The sequence below is a fragment of the Rahnella sp. PAMC25559 genome, assembly GCF_050632365.1.
GTDB lineage: Bacteria > Pseudomonadota > Gammaproteobacteria > Enterobacterales > Enterobacteriaceae > Rahnella > Rahnella rivi.
On sequence record NZ_CP192542.1, the window covers coordinates 194,900 to 219,473 of the forward strand.

Genomic DNA, 24,574 nt, shown 5'->3' on the forward strand with positions numbered 1-24,574 from the left:
AACCGGGAATGAAAAGGATGAGCCTAATGTGACAGGATGGATCTGGAGAGAGTGAATCATTCACTTCAAATTACTTTCAGGCGGAGAAGCAAATGAGTACGCAAGAGCCAACATTTAGTGAGGTAGTAAAAAACAGGTACTCGGCAAGAGCCTTTCTTCCATCTCCTATCCCCAGCGATATCCTCAAAGACATTTTGCTCGAAGCGCAATGCGCACCATCCAACTGCAATACACAACCCTGGTCCCTGCATATCGTTGCAGGAGATAAACTTCGTGAATTAAGCCACGCACTGACGGAAGATCTGAGGACGGGGAACTACAGTCTTGATTTTACGTTTGATAAAGAAGCTTATCCCGAGCCATTCAGGCAACGGGCTTCGGAGCAGGGGCACTCGTACTATCAGGCACTGGGCGTTGCGCGGGGGGATAACTTAAGTCGCTCAGAAGTGGTCGAGCGTAATGTGAGATTTTTCGGCGCGCCTCATGTTGCTCTATTGTTCATTCCGGCTGTTGGAGACAACGTTCGTGTTGCCTCGGATGCGGGTATGTATGCGCAGACATTCCTGCTTTCTCTGGCAGCTCGCGGTTACGCAGGCGTTCCACAGGCAGTGCTGAGTTATTTTGCCCAAACGGTGCGTCGAATATTGAATGTTCCTGAGGGCTTCAGGCTGCTTTACGATATTTCTTTTGGGATCCCAGATAAAACGCATCCCTCCCTGAGCTACAGGGAAGGGCGGGTATCTCTGGACGAAAGTGTCGTCTGGCATCAATAACGACGTTTTATTTTTTTAGCTGAACGGTCAGTGCCATCAGGGCGCTGGCTACTGTAAACAACGCAATTATCCAGCCCATCGTCCATGGCGTGCCATCACTGAACAGAGCGAGAAGCAGTGAAGAGACGATGCCACTGCCGTATTGTAACGCGCCCATTAGCGCCGACGCGGAGCCTGCTACATTAGGCACTGCATCAAGTGCGCAAGCCGTGGATGTTGCAGCGATGATGCCATTCATAGAGAAAAACACGAACACAGCGCCGACAATCACGGTAATTCCACCTACACCCAGGCCGGTCGTGACCGCCAGCACTATTGCGGCAATAGTGGCGATGAATACGGCATTCCTGAGCAACGCTTCCAGTGGGTAGCGGTGAACCAGGCGTCTGTTGACCATACTCACAGCCATTAATCCCACAATGTTTACTGCAAACAGCCAACCGTAATGCTGCGGGTCAACACCGAAGTACGTGATGTACACAAACGGGGAGCCCGTGATAAAGGCGTAGGCCGCGACGTAATAGAACGTCAGACACAGAGTAAACCGCATGTATTTGGCGTTGGTTAGCAAGGCATAGTAGTTTTGAAAGGCTCTGGTTACGGAGGCTTGAGAGCGTTTTTCAACAGGTAATGTCTCCGGTAACCAGAATAAAGACATCAGCATTAATGTTCCGATAATCGCCAGCAGCCAGAAAATGGCATGCCACGAGGTGACTTTAATCATTTGCCCGCCGATTAGGGGCCCGGCAATCGGCGCGATGGCCATAATGATCATCAGAGTTGAAAGCATTTGTGCTGCACGAGTACGACTAAACAAGTCACGGATCATTGCTCGAGCCAGCATCGGCCCGGTACAGGCACCTAACGCCTGAAAAACACGCCAGAAGACAATTTGCACGATATCCGTTGATAACGCGCAGCCCACCGAACCGATGATGAATAGACCTAAACCGATAAACAGCGGCAGTCGACGCCCATAACGATCGCTAATCGGCCCCCAAATCAGTTGTGCAACGCAAAAGCCGATAAGGAACCCTGTGATTGTCAGCTCTGCATCACCCTGTAAATCTTTCGCCATGACGGGCATAGCCGGAAGATAAATGTCGGTTGATAAAGAGGTAACAGCCATCAGGGCGCTGAGTATGAGCAGAAACGAGAGACCGGTTTTTTTAGCTGTAGCTGACTGTGTTTGTGCCTGTTGATTAAGCATGGGGATCCGTTGGACATGAAGAGATAAGGGGCATGTTAACGGGTTTGTTCATGCGGATAATCACAGGTGGGAGGATAGGGACTATGAATGACATTCATTAATATTGTGAATTGCGATGGTAGTGAAAGAATGTTTTGAACAGGCGCTTATCTTAGTGCCTTAAAGGGAGGTATCGTTTCCGTTTAAGGATCGATTTGTGTTTGCAGACAAGGGCATGAATCATCAGATCATAAAACAGCATCCCCCTTTCTAATATAAGCAAAATTTCGTCATAAAGTCGTCGGTTAGTCTTAGCGTAGGATAATTTCCGTTTTCCAAGCGGACCCCGGTATCACCACGCCCGAACGGCTGGCTGTTGCATTGCGTCAGAGCGGAGGTGTCGTATGATCCCTCGTCATCTTTCCCTTGTCACGGTCAACCCGTTTCAACTTGCCGCGCTGCAGGCCATCATCGAGGTCGAGGAGCGGCGGCAGCGCGGGCAGTATCCGTATGCAGTCGCATTGCTTAAGCAGCTGCGCGGCGCTAAAGCGGGGCGTATTACCGCCAGCGACGTGAGCCGCGCTGCGGCAAATTACTGCCTGAAAAACCGTGGCGGTGAGCCGAAAGACCGCTATCTCGCCGCACTTAACACGCTGGTTGAAAGTCGTGGTGACGTTTGTCCGCTGCCGCTGTCGGGCTGCGCCGTCAGCCAGTATTTTCCTCAAACCGGCTATCGCCTGAGTGAACGTCAGCACCGCCGCAGGGATATCAGCAACAGCCGCAGGGAAAAACAGCAGGAAAAGGAACGCCTGCAAAAGCGCAGGCGCTATCAGACTGCGGTGGCACAGGCAGAAATTGAGCTGGCATTCGTGACCCCGATGTGGCTGGAGGTATGGTACAAACGGCAGGAAAAGCGGGGCATATATGACGATGACCTGACGGATATGTTAGCGGCGTGGGGCGGGCGTTTTACCGGTGTGCAGGTCAGGGGATTTTGCTCAGGGCAGCCGCTGTAGGCGATCCTTGATGAGATGGGCTGCGAGCTGACAGAACGTCCGGCTGCCTTGCAGCGACTCGATGAACAGATGTTGCCGAACCAGCTACACAATCACCGGAAGTGAACTATATGGCGATATTCCCGCTTTAGTTATTTGTACACTCTCAGCGACCTTAAGATGTAATTAAAATTATAGCGGGCTCACTCCCCTCGAATATTAAATTAGCGATAGTTGCATTACATTTGTCACTACACTAAAATTAGCACTACATTTGTCATTACAACAAAGGACTTCCCTATGAGCACAATGCAGATCCGCGTAGAAGAGAATTTAAAGCAAGAAGCTACACAAGTGTTAAAAAAGTTAGGCATCAACCCGTCTGATGCTATGCGGCAGTTACTCCAGTACGTCGTCGATAATGAGAAATTGCCATTTTCTGCCGTGTCTGTGGTGGTGGCTGAGAGCGATAATGATGAAGACATCATTAAAATTGTTAAGGAGCGCATGGCGCACCCTGCTGCCCGTATTCGGGTAAATATTGATGAGATTTGAGATTGAGTTTGATGCACGGGCTTTAAAAGAGTGGAAGAAGCTTGATGGAGCCATCAGGGAGCAATTTAGAAAGAAGCTTAAAAAGTTGCAGGAAAGCCCGAGGATCGAGGCTAACAAATTGCATGGCGAACTTAAAGATTGTTATAAAATTAAGCTGAGGACATCTGGTTTTCGGCTGATTTATCAGGTGATAGACCAGGAAATAATCATTTTTGTCATTGCCATCGGCAAGCGTGAAAAGGCAGAGGCCTATTCTGATGCAGAAAAACGGCTATGACCTTGATGATGAGGCAACGCGTTTAGAATATCTGATGCAATTCTATTACGAAGGTTACCCTGCAGAAGACATCACAGACATCACAGACTGAACGGATAATCGGATAAACAACTTTCGTGGCCAATCCGGTACAACGCATTTAACAGTACTGTCTATGTTTAGGTTCAATGAACGACCTTATACATATCTTTAGGTATTTTCACCTGAACCCGACGGGAGTTCCTTTGGAAAGCATTCAATTATTTACTGATGAACATGATGACGTCCTGATCCCAAATGAAATTGTCGAAATCATGCTGAGTAAAGATGTCACCATTCAGGCCGCCTGGCGTATTTACCGTGGTCTGACTCAAAAGGATGTTGCTGAAAAACTGGGGATTAAACAAGCCGCAGTATCTCAGTTCGAGAAGTCTGAGAATCCACGAAAAGACAACATTGAACGTCTGGCCCAATTATACCAATGCAAAGTTGAACAACTAACAATGGACTGATGCTGTCAGTTCATTCGTTTATCTGCCTATCTTATTAGTTACAACATTCACATGACCCCCCTTCAACTACGCCGTGCAAATCTGAGGCTCCCGAGCTGACCATCAACAATGCACCGCGCACAGCGGTAACCCCTGAGCGGAAGCCGACCGCCCTGAAAAGCCGCGCCGCCCCGGCCAAAGGCCGGGATCAGTGCCGCTTTAATAGACGGATGTTGTAACTACTACATTGGTGTTGCTGAAAGATTGTCGCTTTGAGCTTGAAGGAACACGCCCGTAAGCGCCCAAAGGGCGCCAACGCGGAGATACGCCACGGCTGCGGCCAAGGCCTTGCCGTGACCACTCCGACGGCGTACCTAAAGTTCTGTAGAGGTATTACGTTGGTTAAGTCTGGCAGGCAGAGTGGGGGATTGAGGATACCAGGAACCGATAGTCGTCGGTGATGCTGGGAACATCAGCCCCAGATTTGCCAAGAAGATTTACTGTCGCCTGCATGCCCTGGCGGGCATAAAAATCTGCACTGGACGTTATTTTAAACGCTCACTGGCTAACTGATAGACGTCACTGCGTTCTCTTTTACCAACGGCTACGACTGCGATAATCAGGACGTCATCAATTACTTCGTAGACTAAACGGAAGCCCGATGCGCGCAGTTTGATTTTATAACACCCGGGCATCCCGCGAAGTTTGGCCGAAGGAACATGAGGATTTTCGCAACACTTTTTCAGTTTCTTAGCAAATTGTTGTTGAAGCGCCTTATCAAGCTTGTCCCATTCTTTGGCTGCAGATTCACGAAACTTAATCGTGTATGTCATGCAAAATGGTCCAAATCCACTTCAACCAGCGCCTCTTTGCATCGCTCACTAACCAGCTTAATTAATTCCTGATCATCCAGCGCATCTAGCATTTGTTCATATAATTTTGCGGGCACGCAATAAAATGCAGGTTGGTTGCGGTTCAGGATGGCCACAGGATACCCGTCACCTGCCCCTACAGTTCCCATGGGATTTTTTTTTAGTTCGCTGATGCTCGCACTGGTGTCGCTAAGAATAATATTTGGCATGTTGCCTCCTGACTAAGACCTTTTGACAGCTCTTAGTCTAAGGGATGAAAAGACCTATTAACAGGTCTTTTTACTTAAACCACCTATTATAGTTACCAGTCACTCCGTGACGAAGTAGTCTTCTCACTATTTGAGACCGTTACCCGGCACGTGTCTGTACCGGTGTGTATCTATGATAATCCGGGCACTACGCATTTTACCTTTACGCATGAACTACATGGTCGTCTCTCATCACTTGAGGGTGTTCACTCGGTCAAGATCTCAGACGTCCCGGATAGCCAGGCTGCAGCGACTGAGAGGGTGGATACTCTACGCAGACATCTTCGCCCGAAAGTGACAATCGGTATCAGTGGTGATGCTTCTGCCGGACTGGGATTAAATGCTGGCTGTGAGATCTGGTACTCCGTGTGCGAAGGTCTGTTCCCTGAGATGGTGAAACAAATCATTGAAGCAGCGGGGGCAAACGATCATCAACGCGTTACTGCCCTGACAACCCGCCTTGTTCCGTTGTGGTCGTGTTCCGTAAACATGGCTGAAGTATCTGCCGCTGGTGTGCTTGGCCTTATCGACATGGATTGCCTGCCTCGACCTCTGCAACCGTTGTCAGCAGGCGATATCGCGGATATTGCCCATGTGATAAGGACGCTGGAGCTGAAGTAATCTCTCCGCAGGACTGGCAGTTTACCGGTCCTTTTGAAACAATTACCGCAATTTTTTACCCGCCGACGAGTCTGAAACAACCATTAAGGGGACCGCTTAAAAAAAGGAAAATATCCTACGCTAAGCCAGTGACTTAAGCAGGTATGACGGTCCGATTTGTGCCAGAAGCGGACGTTCCCATAATAGTGACAATTGGGTAATCACATCTTGTTTTCTACGATAAATATTCATCTAATTGCCAGACCATAATCGCTTTTTCCTTTTAATGATTTCAGACAAGGCACATACGTGATTCAGTTAAGAAAAGCTCAATACAGTGACGCCGGGGCAATTGCACATCTCCACGCAGCCGGATGGCGTGATACCTATGGAAATGTGATGTCTTCAGATTTTCTCGGAAATCATGCGCAAAATGAGCGCTTTTCCCACTGGCAGTCTCTGTTGAATCAGAGCAACCGAGATGTGGCTGTTTTTGTCGCAGAAAATGAAGAGAACATTGAAGGATTTATATGTGTAATGCTAAAGAAGGATGCGCAATGGGGGGCGTACATTGACAGTCTGCATGTCAGTTCTGCCCTGCGAGGCCAGGGTGCAGGAAAAAAATTGCTCCATCATGCAGCAGAGTGGGTATGCAGCGAAGATGCTAAGTCACCGCTTTACCTGTGGGTTTTTGGGGTCTGACGCTCAGTGGAACGAAAACTCACGTTAAGCAACGTTTTCTGCCTCTGACGCCTCTTTTAATGGTCTCAGATGACCTTTGGTCACCAGTTCTGCCAGCGTGAAGGAATAATGGCCGAGCATATTGATATGTCCGTGGCAAAGCGGGGAGAGGCGTGCGATATCTTCATCATTCAGTGTTTCACCCTGCGCCCGGAGATGATCCAGAGCTGCCTGCATATAAATAGTGTTCCATAACACGACGGCGTTAGTGACCAGCCCCAGAGCTCCCAACTGATCTTCCTGACCGTCGGTATATCGTTTTCTTATCTCACCTTTTTGACCGTGACAGATGGCTCTGGCAACTGCATGACGGCTTTCTCCCCGATTAAGCTGGGTCAGAATGCGCCGGCGGTAATCTTCATCATCAATATAATTAAGCAGATACAGCGTTTTGTTGATGCGCCCCACTTCAATGATTGCCTGAGTCAGTCCGGAGGGACGTTCACTTTTCAGCAATGAACGGACCAGCACTGAGGCCTGTACTTTGCCCAGCTTCAGGGAGCCTGCGGTCCGGATCATTTCGTCCCACTGAAGGACTATTTTTCGGGGATCTGATTGCCCTCTGGCAATATCATTCAGCACGCCATAGTCGGCATCATGGTCCATTCGCCAGAAAACCGAAGCACCGGCATCAGCCAGGCGTGGAGAAAACTGGTATCCCAGCAGCCAGAAAAGGCCAAAGACAAGATCGCTGGCACCTGCCGTATCGGTCATAATTTCGGTTGGATTCAGCCCGGTCTCCTGTTCCAGAAGGCCTTCCAGCACAAAGATAGAGTCCCTCAGCGTCCCCGGTATAACGATGCCATGAAAGCCGGAATACTGATCGGACACAAAGTTGTACCAGGTGATCCCTCTGTTATTACCAAAGTATTTGCGGTTAGGTCCGGCATTGATTGTTCTGACTGGCGTAACAAAGCGCATTCCATCTGCAGATGCCACTTCTCCTCCACCCCATATCTGTGCCAGTGGCAGCGTTGCCTGAAAATCAACCAGTCTGGCATTAGCGCTGGTGATAGTTTCAGCCCGCAGATAGTTCGCTTTTGTCCAGTTCAGCCGGTGTCGGGTCAGTGCAGGAACATTTGATCTGATCAGTGGTTCCAGACCGATATTGCAGGCTTCAGCCATCAGCACGGCGCTGATGCTGACGGGCAGATCATCAACTCTGGCACTGGCTTCACTGGCATGGAAAAACTCATCAGCAAATCCGGTATGGGCGTTAATTTTGAGCAGCAACTCCGTTAAATCCACCGGAGGGAGCAGATCACTGATCATTTTGCTCAGTCGTTTCAGACTGTCCGGCTCATCAAGACTGGCGAGGGGAGAAATTGTCAACCGGGGCTTCGGGCCAGAAACATCGAGTTCGACAGCCTCATTTTCGCCAAGACGTGCAGCAACCTGTCTGTAACGACTATCAAGCTGATGGCCCAGAGATTTTATTGCTTCCTGCGGGTCTGTCGGGTGCCCCAAAGAACGATAAACCTTAATCCGATTTGCCTGCCAGTCAGCACCCTGTAGTAATCTTGCACGAGGATCTCCCCACCGGTTACTGCCGGTAACGTAGACATCCCTCCGTCTCAGACTATCCTGCAGTTTACTGAGAAAGCAGAGCGTGTATCCCCTTCGGGTGATATGTTTTTCCTTGTTAATCACCAGCCGTTTCCATGACTGACTGATGATTTCCGTTGGTGCGTCGTCAAAAAACTGCCGCCGTGAGCTGAACTCCCGGCTGAGGTAGTCACAGGCATTCAGAGTGGTAACCCCGGCAGGTGCGGATGAAAATTTAACGGTATTCAGCAGATGGGGCAGGAAACGACGAACGCGCCCGTACTGCTCCACCATTTCGTCATGAAAATTATCGTCTGAGGGCCGGGCAATTTCACGGACAAGCGTGATGATTTCAGCCAGCTTTTGCCTAGGGATGTAGCTGAACGCCTCAGCACGAATCGATTCGTCCGGTGTTTCTTCTTTCAGCAAGTACGAACATGCGCTGGCGAGCGCCAATGCAGATTTATCCAGATCCTTCAGCGAGCGGAGCCGTTTTTTCTGCCCAATCTTTCTGGCGTCACGGATGATAACGGCCAGCATGGCGTCCAGAACGTCCAGTGCATCATCCAGCGCCAGCGTTTCCCATGCAAGGACAAAGGCAACCAGAACCGCCATCCTTTTCTGCGGTGACATCCTGGCAATATTGAACACCGAAGTCATACCAGCATAACGTGCGAGATTTTTCAGGCGCACAGCCGGGAGTGTACTCAGGTTTTCAGCATGCAGGCCAAAATCGTTCAGAGTTTTCCAGCGTTCAATTGCTTCATTAAACGCCGGACCACTGATGGTCACAGGGCCTTTTTTCAGTGATTCCAGTAAAGACAGGCGGCTGCAATCAGTTGGCCCCAGCAGCATCTCCAGCTGTGAACGCTGTTCGGCTGACGGTATCAGTGCCAGTTTGTTCCACAGGCGCAACGTCGCCTTTTCCCTTACCTCTGAAATCAACCGGGTCAGCGTGGTGGCTCCGGGGAGAATAATACGATGTTGCATAAGCCACCCTGTCGCCAGGTCGAAAAGCAGGCCAGGACGTTCGTTGCTTATCCAGCTCCGGGTATATAAAAGACGGGTAAGGCGAAATGTCCAGGGCCAGGCAAATTCACGATACTGATAGTGCTGACGTATCAGCGCTGCATGCTCACGGCGGGTATTTTCCCTCTGACCGTATTCTGCAAGAACGGTGATATCACGAATCCCGAGCTGTCTGGCGGTAAAATGCCGGACGCCGGAAGGAATATGATTCATGTCAGTAAGAAAAGTGCCCAGAAAACGCACACACCCGATTTGCAGGGCAATACCAAGTCGATTGTGATCACCCCGGCTTTTCCCGATAAATTCTTTATCCGCTTCATCAAGATGAAAATAACGCGCCAGCTGAAGTTCATCGGGTTCGCCAGTGAACCTGCCATAACTCTCAACCTGCTCAGTGGTCAAAAAATCAACGGGCATATCGGCCTCCCTGCCTGACGGCTTTTTTAACACAACTGCAACCGTTCGAAATATTATAAATTATCGGACATCGTAAAACTGTTACATTAATATGTCTATTAAATCGTAAATTTGTAATAATAGATATGAGTTGTCCGATATTCGATTTAAGGTACATTTTTATGCGATTTTTTGGTTACGCTCGGGTCTCAACCAGTCAGCAGTCTCTTGATCTTCAGGTCAGAGCACTCAAAGACGCAGGTGTGAAAGCAAACCGTATATTTACCGATAAGGCATCCGGCAGTTCCACCGACAGAGAGGGTTTGGACCTGCTGCGTATGAAAGTGGAAGACGGTGATGTTGTTCTGGTGAAGAAACTCGACCGTCTTGGTCGCGATACCGCCGATATGATCCAACTGATAAAGGAATTCGATGCCCAGGGAGTTGCCATTCGTTTCATTGACGATGGGATCAGCACCGATGGAGATATGGGCAAAATGGTGGTCACTATACTGTCTGCTGTCGCTCAGGCTGAGCGAAGTAGAATTTTGGAACGGACCAATGAAGGTCGGCAGGAAGCGAAGCTGAAAGGTATCCGGTTTGGCCGCAGGCGCACTATCGACAGAAACAGCGTGCTGGCGCTTCATCACGGCGGAACGGGGGCCACGGCGATAGCCCGGCAGCTCGGCATTGCCCGTTCCACGGTGTATAAAATTCTGGAAGACGAAAAGGTCGCATAAAGCGACCTTTTTTCCATTATAACGACATGATAGTACAAGTTTTTATATCTCATGTAGGCAAACTTCAAGTGCTACTTACTGAGTGCGTTTAGCCAGTCGTGGGCACTGCGAAGACCATTTTACAAATTTGGCATTGTAGACAGAGTCATCATCGCTGACGAACGAGACTTCGCCTTCTTTAGCTCCTTCCTTCAGCGTTCCCAGCAGATCTGCCTGCACCGTACGCTCCTCAAACTCCTTGCCTTTATCATCAAATGCTTTGTAGCAGCCAACAAAACCAGTCAATTCAATCGGCTGTTTAATTTTAGTATATACAACCACCTTGAACGTTTTTTCGTATTTCGGATGCCCTTCAACTACCACCGTCCCTTCGGAGGATGGAATGGCTTGTATAATCAATTTACTATGCAAATCTTCAGCCGCTACTGAAGAAAATGAGAGTAGAACAAGCGAATAAATAAGAACTGTACATATCTTTTTCATTGAAAACCTCCTTTTATGAGGGTTTGTTATACCGCAACCATATTACGTACTGTAATCTAAATGTAACGTAATTTGTGGAAATTAGTCCCCCCACTTTGACATAGCTTCATGGGAGACGATTTTGTTACACAGCCTATCATCCTTAACGTGAGTTTTCGTTGCAATCAAAGAGATGAAGATAAATTCAATACAAACAAAAAATTAAGGTCTTAACGTACGTTTTCGTTCCATTGGACCTCAAACCCCTATAAATAGCAACGTCTGCTTCTCGCTCAAGAAGCCTGTCAACGTAGTCAAGCCCAACCACAGCCTAGAGGTTCAAAATTCACCTGAAGGTACAATAATTTTCGATATCCAAACGGCCCCCATCGTATTGTACGGTTAGCCCCTTCCTTTCAGATGGGGAGAATCTCAACTGTCGCACTATTGGAAGCAGCTATTTAATTCCGTAATTGTAAATTTTGTTTCCCAAAATTGACCTATTCCAAATGAATACTACTATTAATTTTACTTTTTTTAATGGATGAGCAACCTGTGAAAGGGATAAATTCCGAGGAGTGGGTTGTAGTGGTTTCACCTAAAAGTGAGGCCGTAAGGGAGGGTATGAATGGGAAAGGAAAGTAACACAGCTAATCAAATTGATGATTACTTCCGGGCTATGAATGAAGGATCGCTTAGTGAAAAGCAGACATATTGTAAACTCTTTGCCGAACTTACTTCAATGCATAAGACGGTAAGCAGGAAGGACATAATTCGGGGATTGGTTGAAAAATTGGAAACGGAAAAGGACGTAAGAGTTGCCGATATTTACCGTAACATGCTTGAAATGATGCATCCGCCCACTATCGAATGAATCAAAAACTAATAAATGCTCGAAGGCGGCAACTTTCCAGATTGATAAAAAAATCTATAAAATTAGCTACTAGCTTATTAAGTTAGTAGCTAATTAATCATGGCATCATCAAATCTGCTGTAACTTAAATTTAACTCCGCAGGCTCGAGCATAGCGAATGAGGGTTCATAGCTCATTTTTATGGCGTTTTTCTCCATCCTGCTAACGGTAGGTGGTTTTACCCCCCATGCGTTCAGCAACCTGCGCAGATGTTAATCCCGCTTCAACCCACCAATCCAGCAAGGTAGTCTGAAGACGTTCGGGAGCTTCCTCGGCTTCATAAGCCGCTTTGTACTCTGGATCTTGCATTGATTCGGTGTGAATCTGAGTGAGCGTTTTATATTTCATTTTTCATCTCCTCCAACCGGCGAAATGCTAGTGCTATCTCACTTGATGGCGTATTCTGTGACTTCTTAATGAAGACACGTATTAAATAATACGCTCACCTGACTGATATACCCATAGTCCTCGAGCTATGTCAGTTCCCATCATCCTGATCTCAAATAACCCATCGCCTAAAAGCTTTGTATCCGCTTCTCTGAGCAAGCGCAGCTTAGCTTCAAGCTTTTGTAGCAATCTGATCATTTTCGACCGTACCGCCACAGGCAGCGCTACCAATTCGATTTCTGCCTCTTCATAAAAGATTATAGTGAACAATGGCGTTCCTCCCTGATCCAAATATTGGCTTATAAGCTATGTTAGCTCTAAAGCAAATTTTAATTGGCTATTTGGTAGGGTAATATATTGATGCTTTCATTGCCTGCACGATGGAAGTGGGAGAGCGGGGAGGTTCAGGCGTTTCCGCCCCGCCCTCTCATCCGAGATAGGAAGGCTTATGGTGTAGAAGCTCTTGATGTAATAGCTTCTTTGACTCACTTTGATATCTATTAGTTCTGTCTAAAACAGTCCCAACATGGGACTAACCTGACATTTCGGTAATTCTGTCCATCGACATCCTCCCCCACTATTTATGGCGTGGGGAGATGTCAATCTATTGATAAGTTAGGGTAAATGTTGCACTGGCGTTTGCCGTGCCGGGATTGATTACATTACCAGTCTGGAAATAACGTGCCTGAAACGGAATGTCATACCTTCCCTGGGTTAGATTCTCGCCGCTGAAAAAAGGCACGCCCAGCATGAGCGGATTGTTACCGTGAAGTAACTGGATCCCTACACCACTTGCGCCGTCTCTGGCACTGTTGATATTAATGACGCCTTTTGCTGCATCATATACATTACCATCGAGGCGTACATTTACACGAGTCCCGGCATTACAGATCAGCGGAATAGTGAAGTTCCTGGTATTAACGTTTCCCGGCCAGCTGCCGAGGCCACTGAACTCGTTTTTATTGACACTGCCCATCGGAACGCTGATGACCGGCGTATTAACGGTGCATGCTAACGTCGTGACATTGAAACTGCTGATATTGATATCTGACTCCGGCGAAAACCAGCCGCTCTGGTTGTTGCGCAAAATAAATGCGCCAACATTACGTGCTGTTACTGTGCCGGAACCTGTGACCTCAGCCGTTTTGTAGAACGTTATCATTGCTTTCAAGGTATTAGGCTGATTACCAAAGATACCGTTTATACTGCAAATTATTTTGTTATTTGGATTGCCATCTGCGGTACCTGTGGCCCCGTCGACCCAGCCAGTTGTACCCCCGCAGGCAGAGACCGTAACGCCACCAATAGCATAGCCTACTCCTTCAATATTAGTTTTATAGACACGTCTGCCGTTAAAGTTTCCAACATACGTACCGTAACCCTTAACGCCCATCTGCTGATAAGACAATTTGGGATCACTGTTGGTACAGCTGTAAGTGGCCACAGTACCCGATGTTATCTGGGTTCCGATAACTGAACCTACAGGTATGTCTCGCTGCACGGTAATATTTTGTGGAGAAAGTGTGGTCAACGCCGTAACCTGTTTACAGCTGAAGGCCAGCGCAGAAAGCGGAAGAAGTCCTGCCACCAGAACAATGGACGAAATTAAGATTAGGCGTTTCATGGTTCTCACTCTGATTAGCGACAAATAGCGGTAATGTTAATGACGGCAGTGTTCTTCTGCCCAATATGATAGGGGGCAGTGCAATGCCCGTTATCCCAGCGGATTAAAATTTCGCCCTGTTCAGGCACGCCGCCCAGATAGACGCGCTGCTTATCGTCAACAATACCCGGTATGCTCGCATCGTCTTGCCTGAGGATGGCAGATGCGCCAAAAGGAATATCGGTACCCGTAAGGGTAAACATGGTTTTATAGCCAATTACCGTGGGATAGTGGGCTACCGTCAGTGCTCCCTGAGTAGGGATAACGGTCTGAATATTATTCAGCACATCGACTTTATCGTTCAGACTATCAATATCCAGACTTATGCGGTTACGGTGATAAGGATTTACATAGGGTACAATGGCATAGCCGACATTATCAGTATATACGCCGGTGTTATTCTGGACTTTAACGCGGCGCGTGCCTTCAGCTTTTACTAAAGCTAGAGTGTCGCCCAGAGGCTGGGAAAACGTGACGCCATAGGGATGGGCCACGACCCCGCCCATCGCCCCATAGTTCACCTGGTGAGTATCTTTAGTGTAATTGTAACCCACCTGATACTCGCCAAAAGATGCCTTGTAATCAAGCGAAACACTGCCATTCGCGCCCTGATCGTGGTTGGTATAAGCCTGCTGAACGTTATACGCCAGACGGTTATCCTCCAGCGCATTTCCAGAAATACCCAGAGAACTGCTGCTGTCCCGTCTGCTGGTGTTGCCAGACAGATTCATCCAGCTCTGCGGCATAAAGGCATCGAACGGTACCTGGACTGCAAACGCCAGTACCCGATCGGGTTTGTTATAGTAAGGCGTGCTTGCATAGGTATAGTTCAGGGAATAATTAATGCTGGAATAACTGGTGTTATAACCGACGTTAAGGCTGCGTTCCTTTCCTGCTATCCCCCAATATTGTTGCTCATAAGCCGACAGATACAGGCTACCGAAAGTCTTGAGGGCCTGATTGATATTAATCTGTGCCTTGCTGCGTTTATTGTGGTCATAGCGCCACTGGTTATAAACATCGCGGTCGTCCTGCAAATGCTCATTATTTCGGTAACCTTCGGGAGGATTATCGGCCAACAGCGCTCTGGCGTAATACCCGTTTGCCTCATCGAAATCATAATACCCTGATGTGGAGTACCGATAGCCGGCCAGCGTAAACGTTGTACCGCTTGGCGCAATATCCTTTGAATATTGAAAGCGAAACGATGCACCGCGTTTAGTCTCGTCGCGAATATCGGTTTCAGCGAGGGTACTATCAAGAGAGACAGACCCGATATCACCCAGACCTTTTCCCATACCAAAGCTGGCGGCCCTGTAATGTTTCGCCAGCAAAGTGCCGCCATAAAGCGTACTGCTCCATGGCATGCCATAGGTGCCTGTAGACTGAATGAATAACGGCGTACGGGTAGCCCCCCCGGTTGAATGGTATTCACCCGCGGTGACCGAATACTTTAACTGGCCTTCGCGCTGCATAATCGGCACTGATGAAAAGGGCTGAATGAACTGGCGAACGGTACCATCGGCTTCGCGAACTGAGACATCCAGATCGCCGCTGGCGGAGGTAGGATACAAATCATTAATGGCGAAGGGACCGGCAGAAACATACGACTGCCAAATGATGTTGCCATTTTGGCGGATAGTGACCTGGGCATTGCTCTGCGCTATACCCCTGACCACCGGCGCATAACCTCGCAGACTGTCCGGGCGCATATTATCATCGGAGTAAATCTGCGCTCCACGAAAAGCAAAGCTGTCAAAGATGTCAGAGGGCGTATGACTTTCTCCAATAACAAGCTGACTTTTCAGTGCTCTGATATCGCGGTTTATATAAGTATTAATACTGTTCCATGAACGGTTATGAGGACTGTCCGTGTAAGTAGAATAGTTGCGCAACCGCCATGCGCCTAGGTTAACTCCACTGCGCAGATTCAGATAAGCATCGTTGACGCCGCCGGACTTCCCGTCACGCCACGACTCAGACCCCGAGTAGCCGTAATTCACAAAAAACATGTTCACACCGTCATCCCAGCTGTCTGGATCAACATATCCCTGGGCATTTTTACGAATAAACTCCTGAGGAATAGAAATATCCAGACGCTGTTGAGCAAAATCAAACGTGACTTTACCATCCGGGATGGCATCACGGATGTCGGTAATGTCAGCTTTGTCTGCCAGTGCCATAAATTCAGGCGTAGCATTAGCTTCAGTACCCCAGACAACTAAATCATGTTTAGTCAATATCGGTACCAGCCTGTGGTCATCTAGAATATATATTATGTTTTTATCATCAACATAGTTACCGTTGATATAGATTTCACTCTTATAACTCCCGGGAGCCTGACTACCGGTTTTGCTAAACCCAGACAGGTCGACGGTAGCGTTTTTGTTATCTGCCACTTCAATAAATGCAGGTTCAAAATAGTCATCAGCGCACGCGAATCCAGCATTGAGGGCAAGGCACACAGACAGGCTCAACAATGAGGGAGAAAATAAAGAATATGATTTTTCACAGAGCACGTGCTGCATGAACATGATGTATTTAGTCCTGATGATTAGAGTTTGACTTGCTGTTCTTCTGAGATTCCGCCAAAGTCATTAATCGCTCTCCAGCTTATTTTAGGGGCTTGGGCAGTAACGGAACCTAGTGAAATCCCCTCTTTAGGAAGAACCATTGATATATCTTTCAGCGGCACGCCATTTACTTTAACCTCATAGAAAGACACGCTGTACGCCGTAGGATTGAAGGCAAACAGTTTTCCGTCGCGCTGTTTAAACTCTATCTTTTGATACGCCGTTGCGGGATCGCCGGTTAAACCGGCCGGCCGATAAAATAGTTTCATAGTATTTTTTACCGCTATGATCAGATCATTGGTGGAATTTTTATCGGTAGAAGGAATACTTTTAATGTTCAGCCAGTATACGGACTCTCTGTCCTGCGGTAAGTCATTACCTGTATAGGCAATGCGTACTGAATTCTGGCTATGTGGTTCAAGGCGGAAAAGAGGTGGTGTGGTAATAAACACTTCACCTGTATCATTGCTGTCCGCACGCTTATCTACCCAAGACTGAATAAGATAGGGTTTATCGTCGGGATTATTAACTCCGATCGTTGCCTGTTTCATCTTGCCATCGTAAACGACGCGCGTCCCACCAACCTCTACGCCCGCATATGCCGTCGAAAAATAACAGAACAAAGCGAGCGGGATTTGGCTTAAAAAAATGCTTCGCATATCTCTCCCTTATATTAAAATAAGAGCCGCTTTGCGGCTCTTATTTTTTAATTATATACGATGGTAAATGAGGTTGTTGAGTTAGCAGAACCTGCAGTGACTTTATCCGCAGTAGCATAATATTTCGCAAAGTAGTTAAGTGTATTTGTGCCCTCATCGGTAAGATTGACCTGAGCACTTGGTGTACCTACGGGAATGAACGTAGTGCTGTCGGCTTCATAAAGCGCAATACCCACATTGGTGGCGGTCTGTCCTGAATTAAGCGCCAGGATCTGATGATTGGCTGAACTTGCAGGACCATCAAAACGTACGTGTGCGGTTGTAACATTAGCCGGACAGTCGTTCAACACGATTGAAAAATGGGTCGGAGATGCCGTTGAACCTGATGCTCCAAATGCACTGGTTGAAACGGTACCTAGGTTAACGGTCTGGTTAGCCGAGCCAGGATCAACTTTACAGGCTATATCTGTAATATTGCCAGTAAAGTTGATGGTGCCATCTGCAGCATACAGGGAACCGGAACAGCATAAAGAGACTATAAGTAAAGCCCCAGAGTAGTTTTTTTTCATTAATACCTCAATGTCATTAAATATAAATTTGTGAAAAACAAAAATAATAAATGATTTTTTCTTCCATATAGCATGAGCATTTTAATGCATTATGCATGGCATTTATCAATATCACGAAAAATATTAAAAAATCCAAGGTGCCATTATGCTTAATAGCAGGCTCTTAAATATTATGTGTTATTAACTCTAAACAAGTATTAAACGACAGAAACTTTCGATTCAAATTTAAATTTTCAGCACCACGTAAAGAGTTATGTAAAAAAAATAAAACTTTTAGAAATGATAAGTGTTATCACCTATCATTTATTGACTTTTTATTTTTCCCAACCTAAATAGCTGCGCGAAATAAGTGATCACTTTAGGGAGCTCAATAAGAATTGAGCGATATGTTCAATCGTCAAAAAGAAATACATCAACCGAACTGAGCGATGCCAACCATAAAACCCATTCCCCGGCTATACGGATTTAGATAAAAGCTCCCCTCGTCGCTGACTTCCTGAGGCAATCCGTACACTTTCTGGCATGCCTGCACGCGTCATTTTGTTTAATTCGCGGATCATGGCCATAGCCTCCTAAACCTGCGCATCATAATCCCGCAACGTAAGAAAGCTGTTTGACACGGAACATTGCAGTTTCAGCCACTGAATGTCGGTTGTAAGCCGTGTGCCATTTCCAGTACGCATTGCTTCCCGTCAGCCGTTGCCGGGCAACCACCTGATTTCTATCGTCATATTCAGCCGGCCAGTAACCTGCCTGGGTTCGCTGCGAGATAAGTATTTTGACTTTCTTACGCCGCAGTTCGTCGTGACACCGTCTGGTGTCATAAGCTCCATCAGATTAAGCGCCCCTGACTTTCCGATGTGTCTGGCGAATAAGTCCCTGGAATGCCTCTGCATCAGTCACGTGGTTCAAGGACAGGTCAGCTCAGATAATCTCATGTGTATCAGCGTCAACCGCCAGATGCAATTTCAGCCAGAAGCGACGCTTTTTTTGACCGTTTTTTTTCAACTTCAACTCTCCCTGACCGAAAACTTTTAAGCCGGTGGAATTGATATTCAGGTGTTAAATTTCACCAAGTGTGGGGCTTTTGAAAGGGATGTTGATAGACTTAGCCCGCCTGCAGACGCAGGAATAATCCGGGCAACGGAGCGGGAACTTCATCAGGATAAAAATGGAATCAATGAATCTCTGCACGGCGCACAGCGTGAGGCGAAAAATGCGCTTCAGCATCAGAACGGTGGAAATGGTCAGCTCAAAATTACGTTGAGGACGACCACGTGAAAAGGTTTTAGGTTCGTCATGCGTCAGTGAGCCCGGATTGACGAGGGCTTTGTTGTATACATTCCCGTTGGTGATTGTGAACTTTTGTTTCGCCACGGGATACCACTACAGGATCGGGAATGTGATAATCTGATCCTGATTACGGCCAAACGTTCGATTTATTCAATAAAGCCGCTAACAGGGGGAAAGAACTGCTATCAGCGCTATCAAGAAAATATTCAGTTAATATGAACATCAGCAGCAGGAATTAAAGCACCTGCGGAAAGAACTGGATCAGGCCAAATTCAAAAATCGTAAGTCTCAGTTGACAATTAGGATGTTTAGAACTACACAGAAAGAACTTTTTAATATCACTGGCTAATATCAAATAGATAAATAGGGATGGGTTACATGCAAAGAATTATGAATGTATTAAGTCACATCGGGAAATTTTTGAATAGTCACATGGACATGGTTGCGAATGCAATAAACATAACTTTATTCTTATTTTTGTGCGTATTATTCCTAATTGGGGATAAAGGAGTGAAGATTAAGTGTTGTATTTTTTTGACAGGACTAATAATTATTATTTTATTAAGAGAGGTTTTATGATACGTAAGTTTATCAGCGCGTTGTTTTGGGGATTGTATTTTGAATGGTGATATTTGGATGCTTTCTTATCAAACACTCATTGAAGCTATTTAGTGATTTAGGGATTCACGTTGGATGACATACTAGCAAGCACAGGCGGCAGGTGCTCAGGTTCGCAAAGGTGAGTGCGGATAGGTGGCTTCGGTAACGTTATCAGCCATGACAGAACTCCAGTGAGGAAACAGAGTTGAATCTCCAGACAGATAACCCGGACAGGACAGTAATGAGACAATCCATCAGGCATTTCTTGAGTCACGCGCACCGGTGAGGAGATGCCTGGCAAGAAGGCGCTTCCGGCAACCGACGAGTCTAGGGCAGGACATAATAGGTCGATCGCTGTATGAGTCAGGAGGCGGGAAGTTCTTCACCGCATCAGTAATCACACTAATCAGGTAAACGGCAAACTGAGTCATGATAAAAACTGACACCGGCATTATTACTATCGCTGTGGAACATCACTGCGTCTGTTTGCCGCGAGCCTCCCATCCCATTTCCAGCGCTTTGCTATCGGGAAGAGCACGAAGTTGCCCAATCCACCGGCTGCCTCGCGAACAGAACGAGAACAACTGCAAGGTTTTGATACTATTTTTCATATCCGTATAAATTAATCCTACCCGACAAATACTCACCTAAATATACTTCACTGATTTTATTGAAGCCTTGCTTTGTAACTTCACTTTCTAACCAGTCACTGTCCTTGTTAAGGATTTCGAGCAGATCATGGTTTGACAAACCATCCACTATAATTGGATAGCGTATATTTTCATCACCACTCTGTATAATTGTTAACTGCCCATTTTGTTCGAGCACCACCCGTTTTAGTTGTTCAATTTCATAAATACCATTTGCTCTTAATTTAAACATCAAGTCATTTGCAGAAACGCCATTTCGTAAACACTCCTTAACATTAATGCTGCCATTATGTATCAAAGTAATAGGTTTTCCATCAATTATTCTTTTAACTATCCGACTATTTTCTTTCAAAAACTTAAGAACAAAGACCAAAAACGTCCATATAATTAACACTAGGACAAATTGTAGTACTGTTATCGATTCGTTGTAAATTACGCCACCTATAATGCCCCCCAGTACATAGTTTTGAACCTGGTCCATTGCGGATGAGGGGGCAAGATTTCCTTTCCCTATGAGATTTATTTGAACAATTAAACACAGTATCCCCAGACCTAATTTTATAATGATAGGTAAATAAATTATCATTTGCACTCCTCAGTTTTTCAAGATTTGTATTTCTGGATTTACTAAAGAAACCTCAACTAGATTGTATGTTTTTTGATCCAGACTTAAGTTAACACGGTAATAAAGATCATTAATTTTAACGATAATACCATCAGAAAGCTGTGCTGAACTGGAAAATATATAATTCACATTCACTTCTTTTTCTTGTGATAACAACCTAACAAAGTTAACCATTTGTGATGATTGGGAGTGTATGTTTTGACTATCGGTATAATCTGCATACTGTACACCAGAAATAAAAAGTAAAAATAAGAAGGCTATGATTGTTAAGTCACGATATTTAGTTTGCAAGCGATGACGCATATACAGACTAAAAACAACAATCAAAACAAATAAAGTACTAAATATAACGATGAATTTTAAATAATCATTGATGTTAGACTGCATTTGTAGATAATCGATACTATAAAATCTCATATATTTGTAATCCCTAAAACCACAAAACCATATTTTTATTATAGTAACACGTTACCATTCCCGCTCTGATGTTACTTAACAACTAATAATTATCAGTTATCAGTTGAAATTTGTCATTATCTTTTAGGATGCAGGATGGAGCAACGATGGATTAACTATCAAGTTCCCATTTTACAACGTTTCAAATGAAGGGCAGCAGAACCAGGTCGCTGCCCTGAAAAACAGCAAGATTTCCTACCCACTTTCCGCTCTATTTGTTGTCAGCTCCTCGCTCAAAGCAGACCTTAAGCCAACTGATTCGTGCCAAGAGTAGAATGCCGCTCTACAGTCAGATTTCAGTCCAAACTCATTTTTCCGAAACAAAACTCCAGTGAACGCTAGTCGAAAGTGTCACGAACGGCCCCCACAAGCCATACATTGCGATAGTGTCAACATAAAACTTCCTGCTTGCTAACTGCTGGTTGAGCTTAGCCAGAGCGCTAGTACCGTGGATACTGCTGGGGGGACTTTTTATATCCCAGTCAATCTTCACATCTATTTTGGGTATGAGTTATGTTCATGTGAGAAAAGCGACTAACGTCAAGATATGTCAATTAGCAGAAAGCAGGTCATTACTATTCCATTACCATTAATGTATCCCATAAGATACATTAATGGCATATTCCATCATTAAGTATCTGCGGGGATACTTATTCCTGTAGTCTTTATCACTTAGGTTTAAGTATCGCCTTCATAATCATATTTTCATGGAAAAGGTAATTTGAGTCCCATGGGATACATTTTTGCTTTACACTGGGTTTATAGTATCCTAGGAGACACATATGACCACTCTCTATGATGTTGCAGAAATGCTTAAAACTGCAAGTATCGAAGCAGACTTGTCGCAGGCTGAATTGGCTGAGAAAGCGGGCGTTTCACGCGTAACCGTTGTTCGAATGGAGACACTTGAAAAGGCGATATGAGTGTGTCGATACTTGTTCGACTTTTAGAGGCCGCGGGCTATGACTTACGTGCAGTCAAAATGGGGCATGTCCGAACCATGGATGACATTCTCCTGGAACAGCGCAATAGGGAGCATCATGAAGTTAGATGTGCAAGTTTTGGGTATGAAAGTCGTGACATTATTCTGGGACCCGGATGAGTATGTGGTTCAATAGTTACCAGAAACTAAGAACTAGTTTTTTTGACCGCTACAAGCTTTTTATGCAAGCTCATCTCCGTTTTCCCGTCAGGTAACACGACAAGCAGGAAATCGTTCATAAAATGTTCCAATCACTATGAGGTCATAACTTTTATTACCGTGCTGTGGAGGTGTGTTTTTTAAGATAGCAACTTGCACCAAAAGGCATGGGGTACATTTGGGGCAGGGACCTGCCCCGGCAACGTGACTTAACTTCGTTTGATACGGGCTAACGTGCTGTTAACAGGAATATTATTGCTTTCCAGTCCCGGCGTTTGACCATGAAAATCAAACTCAAGATTGACTTCCGGGCGGAAGAATAAGCAGTGAGTTGAACCACCGAAGTGAAACATGCCTAATTGCTCACCTTTGTTAACATGTTGCCCTTCGTAAACGGTCACATCACAGGTTGATACCTCAGCCATACCCACGGCCATAAAGCACATTAATCCAATATCCGAATTATCAGCTTCAATAAAAATTAATGCTCGGGTTGCCAGTTCAGTAATATATCCCTGAGAAGCATTTGGGCCTGCAACATCTTCCCCTTCACTTAATGTTTCGGAGTAGTAGGTTCCATCGATAATGCGTGTTTTAACAATCCTGCCTGATACGGGCGCATGCCAGCGGTGATAGCTCAGGGCGCTCAGAAATGCCTGATACACCGTCGCTCCTATAAAAGCCTCAGTCAAAGGATCGTTATCCATCATATATTGCAGAGCATAGGGCTGTGATTTAATCCAAAATTGATCGCGTTGTTTCACATCTTCGGCAAGGCGATAAGGTGCTGACTCACAAGCATTTACAATCACATCATCATTATCGGGTTCAGCAACAAGGCGGACGCCTTCGCGGAACTGTCGCGTAAAGAAATCATCCCATGATTTGAATCCGTGATGGTCAAGTGATGGGTCGCAAATAAAGTCATCCACAAATGTCGGCATAGCTTTACGGGCATCTTCACCAAACCAGCCAGAGCGGGGATCGTCATTTAAAACCCAGGTGCTTTGAGCTGAACTGAGAAACACCGCCCATTCATTAAGAATGGTTTTAATATGTTTATTGATTCGTTCGTCCAGAAAACCACTCCAGCCGCCTTGCGTTGCCATAGACCAGTTGAAGATGGCGTTAAAAGGAAAACCCACTAATCCTGTCTCATCGAACTCTGGCGCATGAGTCATGATGACGTTTATTAAGCTCAGCATATGCTGGTAATCGCGTACTTGCGGTAATCCTGATGGCGAAAGTGCATGAGCGTCATCTTTATTGACCTGGTCAAACATTTGTGTAAAGAGCATAAATGCTTTCGGGTCATTCTCGATGAAGTTTTTAAAGTCTTCGACACAGGGTAATAATGCACCGGTATCGTTCTCGGCCTTTTCCATTATTTTTAACATCCACTTTCGCAGAGTACGCTGATCGGATGGCATCCATTTTCCAGCGGTATAGGTCTTGTTACAAGGTTTTAAAGAAGCGTGCATTTTGACTCCAGATATAGGTTATATAATAAAAATTATGATTCAAGATGGCTTATAGATCTGCGGAAGATGGCCGGTAAAGAGCATCCACAAGCTGGTCAGCGCAGCAATAATAATCAGCATCACCAATACTTTTTCTGAGCCTGTGAATAACGGCTCCTTAGGGGCTTGTTCTTTACGTGCCCAAACGAATACTAATAATCCAATGGCGTAGATTGCACATCCAACAAGGATGAAGGAGATCCCGGCAGCATAAACCAGCCAAAATCCATACAGCGTTGCTAATACGCTCGTCACTAATGCGCTGTTCAGGCTATAGCGAGCTGTTTTGGGATAATCTTTTTTGGCTATAACTTTCCACAAAAATGCGGCGGACCCGATATAGGCAGGAAGAATTACCACGCCGGTAATAGAAAGCATGGCATTCCAGGCATTATTGGAGAAGAATACCAGTGCCATCGCTGCCTGCATAACCAGCGTTGAAACCCATAGTGAGTTTGAAGCAACGCCGTTGGCATTCGTTCTTGCAAAAAACTTGGGAAAGGTTCCATCTTTGGCACATGCCCAGGGCAGTTCGGCTACCAGCAGCGTCCATACCAGCCATGAAGAGAGTAAGGCAATGATGACGCCAACATTGATAAAGACGCCACCCCATTTGCCAACTATCGCGCTCAG

At 46.1% G+C, this 24,574-nt stretch carries 21 protein-coding genes and 6 pseudogenes; 10 read left to right on the forward strand and 17 right to left on the reverse strand.

The window, feature by feature from the left end; genetic code table 11:
• Positions 1-92 precede the first annotated feature (92 nt).
• Positions 93-773 carry a nitroreductase gene (locus ACQZQY_RS00930; protein WP_431295653.1) on the forward strand — a complete coding sequence of 227 codons (681 nt, stop codon included), beginning with the start codon at positions 93-95 and terminating at the stop codon, positions 771-773.
• A 7-nt stretch (positions 774-780) separates the two neighbouring features.
• On the opposite strand, the gene ACQZQY_RS00935 is transcribed toward ACQZQY_RS00930, so the two are convergent.
• Positions 781-1,983, reverse strand: a complete 1,203-nt coding sequence (locus ACQZQY_RS00935) for a multidrug effflux MFS transporter (RefSeq protein ID WP_034950010.1) — start codon at positions 1,981-1,983, stop codon at positions 781-783.
• A gap of 383 nt (positions 1,984-2,366) precedes the next feature.
• Here ACQZQY_RS00935 and ACQZQY_RS00940 point away from each other — a divergent pair, with 383 nt between their 5' ends.
• The 4 genes from ACQZQY_RS00940 to ACQZQY_RS00955 all read left to right on the forward strand — a co-directional run bounded on the left by ACQZQY_RS00940 (position 2,367) and on the right by ACQZQY_RS00955 (position 4,280).
• The gene (locus tag ACQZQY_RS00940) at positions 2,367-2,978 is read left to right on the forward strand and encodes a plasmid SOS inhibition protein A (RefSeq protein WP_431295654.1); all 612 of its coding nucleotides are present in this window, start codon (positions 2,367-2,369) and stop codon (positions 2,976-2,978) included.
• A 279-nt stretch (positions 2,979-3,257) separates the two neighbouring features.
• Positions 3,258-3,512: a type II toxin-antitoxin system RelB/DinJ family antitoxin gene (locus ACQZQY_RS00945; protein WP_133824106.1), complete on the forward strand. Its 255-nt coding sequence runs from the start codon at positions 3,258-3,260 to the stop codon at positions 3,510-3,512.
• The gene (locus ACQZQY_RS00950; protein WP_431295655.1) at positions 3,502-3,789 is read left to right on the forward strand and encodes a type II toxin-antitoxin system RelE family toxin; all 288 of its coding nucleotides are present in this window, start codon (positions 3,502-3,504) and stop codon (positions 3,787-3,789) included. The genes ACQZQY_RS00945 and ACQZQY_RS00950 overlap by 11 nt, the downstream gene beginning before the upstream one ends.
• 224 nt (positions 3,790-4,013) lie before the next feature.
• On the forward strand, positions 4,014-4,280 hold the full coding sequence (locus ACQZQY_RS00955; protein ID WP_431295656.1) for a helix-turn-helix domain-containing protein: 267 nt from the start codon (positions 4,014-4,016) through the stop codon (positions 4,278-4,280).
• A gap of 524 nt (positions 4,281-4,804) precedes the next feature.
• On the opposite strand, the gene ACQZQY_RS00960 is transcribed toward ACQZQY_RS00955, so the two are convergent.
• Positions 4,805-5,092 carry a type II toxin-antitoxin system RelE family toxin gene (locus ACQZQY_RS00960; RefSeq protein WP_431295657.1) on the reverse strand — a complete coding sequence of 96 codons (288 nt, stop codon included), beginning with the start codon at positions 5,090-5,092 and terminating at the stop codon, positions 4,805-4,807.
• The gene (locus tag ACQZQY_RS00965) at positions 5,089-5,340 is read right to left on the reverse strand and encodes a type II toxin-antitoxin system Phd/YefM family antitoxin (RefSeq protein ID WP_101079625.1); all 252 of its coding nucleotides are present in this window, start codon (positions 5,338-5,340) and stop codon (positions 5,089-5,091) included. The genes ACQZQY_RS00960 and ACQZQY_RS00965 overlap by 4 nt, the downstream gene beginning before the upstream one ends.
• Positions 5,341-5,430: 90 nt before the next feature.
• Here ACQZQY_RS00965 and ACQZQY_RS00970 point away from each other — a divergent pair.
• A pseudogene (locus ACQZQY_RS00970) lies at positions 5,431-6,000 on the forward strand (dihydrodipicolinate synthase family protein); the annotation flags it as partial.
• Positions 6,001-6,288: 288 nt separating this feature from the next.
• Positions 6,289-6,681: a GNAT family N-acetyltransferase gene (locus tag ACQZQY_RS00975; RefSeq protein WP_431295658.1), complete on the forward strand. Its 393-nt coding sequence runs from the start codon at positions 6,289-6,291 to the stop codon at positions 6,679-6,681.
• Positions 6,682-6,705: 24 nt separating this feature from the next.
• On the opposite strand, the gene ACQZQY_RS00980 is transcribed toward ACQZQY_RS00975, so the two are convergent.
• A complete protein-coding gene (locus ACQZQY_RS00980; RefSeq protein WP_431295659.1) occupies positions 6,706-9,711 on the reverse strand; it encodes a Tn3-like element Tn3 family transposase in 3,006 nt (1,001 codons plus the stop codon).
• 161 nt (positions 9,712-9,872) lie between these two features.
• Between ACQZQY_RS00980 and ACQZQY_RS00985 the strand changes: the two genes are divergently transcribed.
• Positions 9,873-10,430 carry a recombinase family protein gene (locus ACQZQY_RS00985; protein ID WP_431295660.1) on the forward strand — a complete coding sequence of 186 codons (558 nt, stop codon included), beginning with the start codon at positions 9,873-9,875 and terminating at the stop codon, positions 10,428-10,430.
• 75 nt (positions 10,431-10,505) lie between these two features.
• On the opposite strand, the gene ACQZQY_RS00990 is transcribed toward ACQZQY_RS00985, so the two are convergent.
• Positions 10,506-10,913: a DUF4354 family protein gene (locus ACQZQY_RS00990; protein WP_431295661.1), complete on the reverse strand. Its 408-nt coding sequence runs from the start codon at positions 10,911-10,913 to the stop codon at positions 10,506-10,508.
• Positions 10,914-11,520: 607 nt separating this feature from the next.
• On the opposite strand from ACQZQY_RS00990, the gene ACQZQY_RS00995 reads away from it, so the two are divergent.
• Positions 11,521-11,766: a biofilm development regulator YmgB/AriR family protein gene (locus ACQZQY_RS00995; RefSeq protein WP_431295662.1), complete on the forward strand. Its 246-nt coding sequence runs from the start codon at positions 11,521-11,523 to the stop codon at positions 11,764-11,766.
• Between the two features lie 108 nt (positions 11,767-11,874).
• Here the strand turns inward: ACQZQY_RS00995 and ACQZQY_RS01000 are convergent.
• The 10 genes and pseudogenes from ACQZQY_RS01000 to ACQZQY_RS01045 all read right to left on the reverse strand — a co-directional run bounded on the left by ACQZQY_RS01000 (position 11,875) and on the right by ACQZQY_RS01045 (position 21,241).
• Positions 11,875-12,153 (reverse strand): annotated as a pseudogene (locus ACQZQY_RS01000) (helix-turn-helix domain-containing protein).
• Positions 12,143-12,462, reverse strand: a pseudogene (locus ACQZQY_RS01005) (type II toxin-antitoxin system RelE/ParE family toxin). The pseudogenes ACQZQY_RS01000 and ACQZQY_RS01005 overlap by 11 nt, the downstream one beginning before the upstream one ends.
• A gap of 334 nt (positions 12,463-12,796) precedes the next feature.
• Positions 12,797-13,816: a fimbrial protein gene (locus tag ACQZQY_RS01010; protein ID WP_159282952.1), complete on the reverse strand. Its 1,020-nt coding sequence runs from the start codon at positions 13,814-13,816 to the stop codon at positions 12,797-12,799.
• 14 nt (positions 13,817-13,830) lie between these two features.
• Positions 13,831-16,389 carry a fimbria/pilus outer membrane usher protein gene (locus ACQZQY_RS01015; protein WP_159282951.1) on the reverse strand — a complete coding sequence of 853 codons (2,559 nt, stop codon included), beginning with the start codon at positions 16,387-16,389 and terminating at the stop codon, positions 13,831-13,833.
• Positions 16,390-16,409: 20 nt separating this feature from the next.
• Positions 16,410-17,087: a fimbrial biogenesis chaperone gene (locus ACQZQY_RS01020; protein WP_431295663.1), complete on the reverse strand. Its 678-nt coding sequence runs from the start codon at positions 17,085-17,087 to the stop codon at positions 16,410-16,412.
• A gap of 47 nt (positions 17,088-17,134) precedes the next feature.
• Complete coding sequence (locus tag ACQZQY_RS01025; RefSeq protein ID WP_390976542.1) at positions 17,135-17,656, reverse strand: fimbrial protein; 522 nt, start codon at positions 17,654-17,656, stop codon at positions 17,135-17,137.
• Positions 17,657-18,111: 455 nt separating this feature from the next.
• A pseudogene (locus ACQZQY_RS01030) lies at positions 18,112-19,033 on the reverse strand (IS5 family transposase).
• 966 nt (positions 19,034-19,999) lie between these two features.
• A pseudogene (locus tag ACQZQY_RS01035) lies at positions 20,000-20,140 on the reverse strand (IS3 family transposase); the annotation flags it as partial.
• A 9-nt stretch (positions 20,141-20,149) separates the two neighbouring features.
• On the reverse strand, positions 20,150-20,785 hold the full coding sequence (locus tag ACQZQY_RS01040; protein ID WP_431295664.1) for a DUF421 domain-containing protein: 636 nt from the start codon (positions 20,783-20,785) through the stop codon (positions 20,150-20,152).
• A 9-nt stretch (positions 20,786-20,794) separates the two neighbouring features.
• Positions 20,795-21,241 (reverse strand): DUF3290 domain-containing protein, encoded by a 447-nt coding sequence (locus ACQZQY_RS01045; protein WP_431295665.1) that lies wholly within the window; start codon positions 21,239-21,241, stop codon positions 20,795-20,797.
• Between the two features lie 821 nt (positions 21,242-22,062).
• Here ACQZQY_RS01045 and ACQZQY_RS01050 point away from each other — a divergent pair.
• Positions 22,063-22,382 (forward strand): annotated as a pseudogene (locus tag ACQZQY_RS01050) (helix-turn-helix domain-containing protein).
• Positions 22,383-22,630: 248 nt separating this feature from the next.
• Here the strand turns inward: ACQZQY_RS01050 and ACQZQY_RS01055 are convergent.
• Together ACQZQY_RS01055 and ACQZQY_RS01060 are read right to left on the reverse strand one after the other, a co-directional pair.
• Positions 22,631-23,902 (reverse strand): phosphatidylserine decarboxylase family protein, encoded by a 1,272-nt coding sequence (locus tag ACQZQY_RS01055; RefSeq protein WP_431295666.1) that lies wholly within the window; start codon positions 23,900-23,902, stop codon positions 22,631-22,633.
• 39 nt (positions 23,903-23,941) lie between these two features.
• Positions 23,942-24,574 (reverse strand): amino acid permease (locus tag ACQZQY_RS01060; protein ID WP_431295667.1); only part of this gene is annotated, 633 nt, incomplete at its 5' end.